This window comes from Chamaesiphon polymorphus CCALA 037 (assembly GCF_003003845.1).
In the GTDB taxonomy this organism is placed as follows: Bacteria; Cyanobacteriota; Cyanobacteriia; order Cyanobacteriales; family Chamaesiphonaceae; genus Chamaesiphon; species Chamaesiphon polymorphus.
The window spans coordinates 1-7,947 of sequence record NZ_PVWO01000261.1 but is presented as its reverse complement, the minus strand read 5'-3'; the positions used below and the strand labels follow the sequence as shown (position 1 = coordinate 7,947).

Annotated in this window: 8 protein-coding genes; 6 read left to right on the top strand and 2 right to left on the bottom strand. The window is 44.8% G+C overall.

Going from position 1 to position 7,947, the window contains the following annotated elements:
- The first annotated feature begins 34 nt into the window (after window positions 1–34).
- From C7B77_RS18250 to C7B77_RS30130, 4 genes are all read left to right on the top strand, one after another.
- Entirely contained in the window at window positions 35–337 is a 303-nt protein-coding gene (locus tag C7B77_RS18250) for a DUF3082 domain-containing protein (RefSeq protein WP_106307970.1), read from the top strand.
- Between the two features lie 502 nt (window positions 338–839).
- Window positions 840–1,241 carry a fasciclin domain-containing protein gene (locus C7B77_RS18245; protein ID WP_106307966.1) on the top strand — a complete coding sequence of 134 codons (402 nt, stop codon included), beginning with the start codon at window positions 840–842 and terminating at the stop codon, window positions 1,239–1,241.
- Window positions 1,242–1,763: 522 nt separating this feature from the next.
- Window positions 1,764–3,509 (top strand): sulfite reductase, ferredoxin dependent, encoded by a 1,746-nt coding sequence (gene sir / locus C7B77_RS18240; RefSeq protein ID WP_106307963.1) that lies wholly within the window; start codon window positions 1,764–1,766, stop codon window positions 3,507–3,509.
- Between the two features lie 308 nt (window positions 3,510–3,817).
- Window positions 3,818–3,955 (top strand): hypothetical protein, encoded by a 138-nt coding sequence (locus C7B77_RS30130; RefSeq protein WP_181243914.1) that lies wholly within the window; start codon window positions 3,818–3,820, stop codon window positions 3,953–3,955.
- 87 nt (window positions 3,956–4,042) lie between these two features.
- Here C7B77_RS30130 and C7B77_RS18230 read toward each other — a convergent pair whose 3' ends face one another.
- The gene (locus C7B77_RS18230) at window positions 4,043–4,633 is read right to left on the bottom strand and encodes a Uma2 family endonuclease (RefSeq protein ID WP_106307957.1); all 591 of its coding nucleotides are present in this window, start codon (window positions 4,631–4,633) and stop codon (window positions 4,043–4,045) included.
- A 123-nt stretch (window positions 4,634–4,756) separates the two neighbouring features.
- Between C7B77_RS18230 and C7B77_RS18225 the strand changes: the two genes are divergently transcribed.
- On the top strand, window positions 4,757–5,674 hold the full coding sequence (locus C7B77_RS18225) for a histone deacetylase family protein (RefSeq protein ID WP_106307954.1): 918 nt from the start codon (window positions 4,757–4,759) through the stop codon (window positions 5,672–5,674).
- A gap of 170 nt (window positions 5,675–5,844) precedes the next feature.
- Here the strand turns inward: C7B77_RS18225 and C7B77_RS31960 are convergent, their stop codons facing one another.
- Complete coding sequence (locus tag C7B77_RS31960) at window positions 5,845–5,973, bottom strand: hypothetical protein (RefSeq protein WP_483862465.1); 129 nt, start codon at window positions 5,971–5,973, stop codon at window positions 5,845–5,847.
- A gap of 339 nt (window positions 5,974–6,312) precedes the next feature.
- On the opposite strand from C7B77_RS31960, the gene bchB reads away from it, so the two are divergent.
- Complete coding sequence (gene bchB / locus C7B77_RS18220; protein ID WP_106307952.1) at window positions 6,313–7,839, top strand: ferredoxin:protochlorophyllide reductase (ATP-dependent) subunit B; 1,527 nt, start codon at window positions 6,313–6,315, stop codon at window positions 7,837–7,839.
- The last annotated feature ends 108 nt before the right edge of the window (window positions 7,840–7,947 follow it).

Genomic DNA, 7,947 nt, shown 5'->3' with positions numbered 1-7,947 from the left:
TCCGTCCCCCGTCTCACCTTCCTCCCACTCCGCAATGACTCAAATCACTCCTCCCGAAACCACCCTGCCTAGTCCCCTCCGGTGTTTGACTGGTTCGCTGATTGCTGGCATGATGTCGATCGCGATGTATACGATGACTAGTAAGATTGCTACGACGTTTGCGACCAAACCGATGGTTCAGAAAACCAACATGGCAGTAAATATTGCTACGGCGGTACGCACTCTCGTTGTGGGTTCGACAGCCTTGGGTGCGGCAGTATTTGGGATTATTGCGATCGGTTTGATTTTACTGGCTATTCAGGTGGCATTTAGCAAGCAGCCAAGTGCCAATCCATAATTGCTGTGCTACTGGCAAGCACGATCGAAAGCGCACACCGAATAATTAGATCGGGAGCTAACCTAACTTTTGGAGACTGACCTTTGCGATTTGACGATCGACAAGGTGAATTTTCCGTGCCTGTGCTGGTGAGTTAGTGATTGAGTTGCTGATTTGCTGGCACGATCGTCATAGGAGAGCGATCTCAATGTCAATAAATTTACTTGCTCTTTAAAACTAAAATAGAACGGCAACCTCGACCTTGAAATTTTATTGAAAATGGGATAAAGAGTTTTATCGAGCGATAAATAATCATCCCAGAAGTGTGTTGTTTTTTATATTAAATATCGAAGCGTCAGATTTATACTAGTATATTACGCGCGATCGCGATCTAAAACATGGATGAATTTAACCGAATTCAGCGCATTCGTTAATGAAAAATAATTAAATTTTTGACAGCCACACTTTTTGTTAAAAATACGTTACATTAGATGTGTTGACACTAAATACAGTAAATAAACACATGGCTGACATCGTTGATACTGCCGTTAGTGCAGGTTCTTTTACCACCTTGGTTGCAGCAGTTCAAGCTGCTGGATTAGTAGACACACTCAAAGGTGCAGGCCCTTTCACTGTATTTGCTCCGACTGATGAAGCATTTGCAAAACTACCAGCGGGTACTGTTGAAGCGTTGCTCGCAGATATTCCTAAACTTACAAAAATCCTGACCTATCATGTTGTTGCTGGTAAGGTAATGGCGGCTGATGTCGTCAAACTAACTTCAGCAAAAACTGTTGAAGGTTCGGAAGTAAAAATTGATGCCTCTAGTGGTGTCAAGATTAATGACTCTACAGTAGTAACACCTGACGTTGCTGCTGATAATGGTGTCATTCATGTTATCGACACAGTATTACTTCCTGCGTAAATTAATATTAGATTGTCTCTAATCTAGATCGATCGACAAAGAGCTAGGAGCTATTAATAGTTCCTAGCTCTTTGTATTAAAGATAATTTTTTAGTTATATTTATCTAGACTTGCAAATAAAGATCGTAGAGACATCTGCTGACCGATCTCAAATGCCAGCATGTGTGTGAAACCCGATCTCGATCTCTTTGCGCTGGACTCATACTCTAAATTCTGTGGCTGGTGGCCGATTATGCACAATACTAGTACTCGACGGCATAAGTAAAGCAACCATTGCCTACACTCTACCGCTACTCTCCCAACTCCCAACTCCTCCCAAAATAGTACTAGGATTTATGCCGTAGACTACTAGATATCTAATTTGAAACTGGGAAGACAGAGGATCGGCAACCTCTGCATTTATTTTAGGATTCCTACCGAAACGACGAATCGTAGGAGCGTTAAAATAAATAGACTATCGATCTAAGTGACTTAGGATTGCTATAGACTAGATCTTCGCCTGCCAGTATCCCTAAACTCAGTATGGTTACCACTTCCACCCCAAAAAAACTCGCCAAAGTAGAACATTTAAAGACAGATAGCAACTATCTGCGGGAACCTGTTGCCAGCGAGTTACTCCTCGATACAAATTATTTCACGGAAGACGCAATTCAGATCCTCAAGTTTCATGGATCTTATCAGCAAGATAATCGAGATAATCGCGTTAAAGGTGAAGAAAAAGATTATCAAATGATGTTGCGGACGCGCAATCCTGGCGGATTTATCCCACCCCAATTGTATTTGGCACTCGATCGATTGGCGAGCGACTATGGGAACGAAACCATCCGCGCGACTACCCGTCAGGGTTTCCAGATGCACGGCATTCTCAAGAAAAATCTCAAGCCAGCCATCACTGCGATCGTCCAAAATATGGGTTCGACTCTTGGCGCGTGCGGCGACTTAAACCGCAACGTGATGGCACCCCCAGCACCCTTCAAAAAGAAGCCAGAATATAGACACGCCTTGACATATGCCGATCGGATTGCCGATCTGCTTACGCCCCAATCAGGTGCGTATTATGAGGTTTGGTTGGATGGAGAAAAAGCCATCAGTGGTGAACCCGCACCGGAAGTCAAAGCGGCATTAGCTACAGACCTCAACCGTACCATTTTCCCTGGAGATCCAGAACCGCTGTACGGTACGCAATACATGCCTCGCAAATTTAAAATTGCGATTACCGTACCAGGCGATAACTCGATCGATATTTTCTCCCAAGACTTAGGATTGGTCGTAATTACTAATGCTAAAGGACAATTATTGGGCTTTAATGTTTATGCTGGCGGTGGTTTAGGACGCACCCATAACAAAGAAGAAACATTCGCGCGAATTGCCGATCCGATCGGCTATGTAACTAAAGCAAATATCTACGATTTAGTTAAAGCGATCGTTGCTACCCAACGCGATTATGGCGATCGCACCAACCGTCGTCATGCGCGGATGAAGTACCTGATTCACGATTGGGGTGTAGCTAAATTTAAAGCCAAAGTTGAAGAATATTATGGCAAAAAAATTCAACCCCTCAAACAACTTCCCGCCTTTAAATATTTGGACTTCTTGGGTTGGCACGAACAAGGCGACGGTAAACTATTTCTAGGTATCTCAGTCGTCAATGGACGGATCAAAGACGATGGCGATTTCAAACTCCGCACGGCATTGAGAGAAATCGTCCAAACGTATAAAATCCCGATGCGCGTCACGCCCCATCAGAACGTGCTGATTTACGACATTAAACCAGCCGATCGAGATAAAATCGACAAGATCCTCATCGCCAACGGTGTCGAACCAGATCCCACCAAAATCGATACCCTCGTTCGCTACTCGATGGCGTGCCCAGCCCTACCTACCTGCGGCCTAGCCGTCACCGAATCCGAGCGCGTGGCTCCCAGCGTCAACGAGCGTTTCCGCGCCCTCTTGGACAAATTAGGCTTACCTGACGAGCAATTTGTCATCCGCATGACTGGCTGCCCTAATGGTTGCGCGCGTCCCTACATGGCAGAAGTCGGATTTGTCGGTAGTTTCCCCGAAAGTTATCAAGTGTGGTTGGCTGGCTGTCCCGCGCAGACTCGTCTGGCGCAGGTTTATACCGACAGGATGCACATCAACGATCTAGAGACTTTCTTCACGCCGATCTTGGAATACTTTAAACGCGATCGGAAGCCTGATGAAGGTTTTGGCGATTTCTGCAACCGTGTTGGCTTAGCATCCATCCGCGAAGTTTGCAAGCATTAGTACCCTCGAAAATCCGTAGGTTGGGTTGAGCATAGCGAAACCCAACTAATACGCCAATATCATAGAAATGTTGGGTTTGATTCTTCAAACCAATCCACAGCTATAAAGTGAGTAGCTTCAATGTTTTAGCACGCAAGGTTAGGAATGTCGATCTGCCATTAGGTCTTCGTAAATCGGCATTAGGTTCTTGCATCTGGTCTTATTCTCGGCTAATTCATCAGAAGTACGAAACTATTTGCGAACGCTTTTCAGATCGTTTCGGTTTTAGTTCAATCGATAGACTCACAGAAGCGCAACTAGACCTGGTTATGAATGCTCTCGAGCTAGAAAGAAAAAAATTCTTGGTGAAGCTGCAAATATTCGATCGACAACGTGTCAATGATAAGTTGAGAGGAAGAAGATTGCCATCAACAGCACAAATTGAAGCTTTGTATCATCCCGATTGAGATGTGCTGGCGATCTTTAAATAAATTCGTAAGCATCAAGGACTATCTATTGCAATTAAGTTCTACCTTTGCCTCATCGATCGTGACTTATCTGCTAGCATTGAGTACTTGCGATGCGTTTAACTTCAATTCTGGAAACGTGGCCGAAACAATCGTCATATCGCCCACAAAAACCTCATCGGTATAAGCTCCATCTTTGAGTACGCAAACTGTCACTTTGGGATCGATCGGATCGACAATCCAATATTCAGGAATATCTAACACCGCATATTCGCTATGCTTTGCCCGATAATCTACCGCTATTGTAGATGGACTCACGACTTCTACCACTAATAAAGGCGGCGGTTCATTTAACGGAATTAAAGATTCTCGTTTTTTTAAGCTATTCCATTGCTCTAAAGGTAACACCACCACATCTGGTACTCGTGCAGTTTCCCAACGCGTTCCTCTGGGCGACTGAATCCCAATTTTCATGTCTTTAGCAACCCAATCCAGCCCTAGCCGTCTGATTTCAGCCTTGAATTCATCATTTAGGAATTCACTAATATCGCCATGCTCGCCAGTCCCTAATGACATCTTCGTGAGCTTCCCATCTACCAGCTCATAACGAGTATCCGTGTTGTCATCATAGGCAAGATACTCCGCTAAGGTCATTCGGTTAGTCGTGGCGATTGTCATGGGGCGATTTCCCTTATGTCACCGGAATACGCCAATTATATCTTAGAGTAGCTGGGTGGTGGATCTCCAGAATCGAACTACGTTAGAATCCATTCGCAAGTTCTGTAAATACTCATAGCAATTTTGTCAGTCCCGATCGTTTATCATCCCGATTATGTCGTCCCGCTACCCGATAGTCATCGATTTCCGATGTCCAAATTTCGGTTGTTGTACGAATTATTATTAGCAGATGGATTAGTTACCGCAGAACGAACATTCGCCCCCACATTACCACCGACGGAATGGTTGGAATTAGTTCACGATCCGGCCTATATTCAGGCTTATTATACTGGCACATTAGATCCCAAAGCGCAGCGAAGGATCGGTTTGCCCTGGAGTCCCGCATTAGTCAATCGGACTTGTATCGCTCTGGGTGGCTCGATTCTGACTGCAAAACTCGCGATCGAACATGGCATAGCATGTAATACAGCAGGCGGAACCCATCACGCTTTTCCGAGCCTGGGTTCGGGTTTTTGTATCTTCAACGATCTGGCGATCGCATCTCGCGTACTACAAAAATTAGGTTTAGCTCAAAAGATCCTCATCGTCGATCTCGATGTCCATCAAGGCGATGGTACGGCGGCGATTTTTCAAGGCGATGCGAGTGTCTTTACCTTCTCCATGCACTGCGACATCAATTTTCCCAGCAATAAACAAACCAGCGATCTCGATGTCCCCCTGCGGGAAGGGATGGAAGATGCGGAGTATTTAAAAACCCTTTCGCAATATTTACCGGATTTATTATCACAGGTAAAACCGGATTTAGTCTTATACGATGCGGGTGTAGATCCGCATATTAGCGACAGGTTGGGTAAACTAGCATTAACGAATACAGGAATATTCGATCGAGATTTATATGTGTTAAATACTTGTGTATCTCAAGGTTATCCAGTTGCCTGTGTGATTGGTGGTGGCTATGCCGAAGATATTCCCAGTCTGGTCTATCGACACTCGTTACTACATCGATCGGCTAGTGAGATTTATTATAAATACAAGTTGTAAATAAACAGATAATGCTTGAAATAGAGATGTTAGGTACTGTCTGTCTGATGCCACTACAAAGCTAATCTAATGTAAATATAATCAATTGAGTTGCTCTACAAAAGAGACCTTTATTTTTCGATCTATCTTGTCTATTCTATCAATATATACCATTACATTTTCTTCACTTTTTAGATTCTACCCTCGATGCTATTTATTTTTTTCTTTAAGATTGTTTCCATCTCTTGCAAATCCTCATCTGTCTGTGGAAACTTGTAGGTTGGACTATTCGGATTTCCCTTGTTAATCAAAGCCTCGATCGCATCATCTGCAAAACCTGTCTACGCAGGTTGGATAAACGGTTAGTCCGTGAAAGCGGACTTTGCATCACTAGCGGCGGTTTCAACCGCTGTCTACTTTTCTGTTTTATCCTCCTAATTAGGAATATTCAAGTAAACGATCGATAATTATTACGAATAATTTGATAATTTCTCCAAGCTTTTAGCGTTGACATGCTAGGTCTGGCTTGAAATACAGCAATTTTGCTATTGTTGCTAGATATTAAGTTAAATTTTTACTCGATCGCGTCCGAACCCCAAATTGTTTGCGACAATCTAGACAGAATCGAACGGTAGACTGGGATTAAGGGATAAAGATATATGAAATTAGCTTATTGGATGTACGCTGCTCCCGCTCACATTGGGACTTTGCGGGTGGCGACTTCATTTAAAAACGTTCATGCGATCATGCACGCGCCGCTGGGCGATGATTATTTTAACGTCATGCGATCGATGCTGTCGCGGGAACGGGACTTTACGCCAGTCACTACCAGCGTAGTCGATCGACATGTACTCTCGCGCGGTTCTCAGGAAAAAGTGGTCGATAATATCACCCGCAAAGATGCTGAAGAGCATCCAGATCTGATCGTGTTAACGCCGACTTGTACTTCTAGCATCCTCCAAGAAGATCTCGCCAACTTCGTCCAGCGTGCGTCGCTTGAAGCTAAAGCTGATGTTTTGCTAGCCGATGTCAACCATTATCGCTTCAACGAGATGCAGGCTGCCGATCGCACTCTACAGCAGATCGTTCAGTTCTACATCGAGAAGGCGCGCAAGAAGGGCAATTTAGTTACCGAGAAGACGGCGAAACCGTCGGTAAATATCATCGGGATTTCGACCCTTGCCTTCCACAATAACCACGATTGCACCGAACTCAAGAAATTGATGGGCGACTTAGGGATTACGATCAATGCGATTATTCCCGAAGGTGCCAACGTTGACGAACTCCGCAGTCTACCCCAAGCTTGGTTTAACCTGGCTCCCTACCGCGAATTAGGGCCGATGACCACAGATTACCTCGCGGCTGAATTTGGAATGCCCTGCGTCGATATTACGCCAATGGGCGTAGTCGAAACCGCCCGCTGCATTCGCAAAATTCAAACCATCCTGAATGCAGGTGGCGCGGATGTAAATTACGAAGACTTTATCAACGAGCAAACCATCCACGTTTCGCAAGCCGCCTGGTTCTCTCGATCGATCGACTGTCAGAATTTAACGGGTAAAAAAGCGGTAGTCTATGGCGATGCAACTCATGCAGCCGCAATTACCAAGATTCTCAGCCGCGAAATGGGGATTCATGTCGTCTGGGCGGGGACTTTCTGCAAGCCAGATGAAGAATGGTTCCGCAAGGAAGTTGAAGGATATTGCGATGAAGTAATTATCTCCGACGATCATGGCTTAATTGGCGATCGCATTGCCAGTAGCGAGCCGTCAGCAATCTTCGGCACCCAAATGGAACGCCACGTCGGCAAACGTTTGAATATTCCTACAGGCGTAATTTCGGCACCAATTCACGTTCAGAATTTCCCGATCGGTTATAAACCATTTTTGGGTTATGAAGGCACGAATCAAGTTGTCGATTTAATCTACAATTCGTTTACCTTGGGGATGGAAGATCACCTGTTAGAAATCTTCGGCGGACATGATACTAAGGAAGTAATTACTAAAGGTATTTCCGCTGATTCTGACTTAGGTTGGAATAAAGAAGCCCAAGCCGAACTCAATAAAGTTCCAGGTTTCGTGCGCGGCAAAGTCAAACGCAATACCGAAAAATTCGCACGCGATCGGGGTCAGAATGTGATTACCTTAGAGGTAATGTATGCAGCGAAGGAAGCTGTAGGTGCGTAGTTGAATTTACCCCCCCAACCCCCCTTATAAAGGGGGGCTTTTCCAGCATCTCCTTTCCTCTATAAAGGGAAGAACTTTTCCGGCTCCCTCCCCTTTATAAGGGGAGGG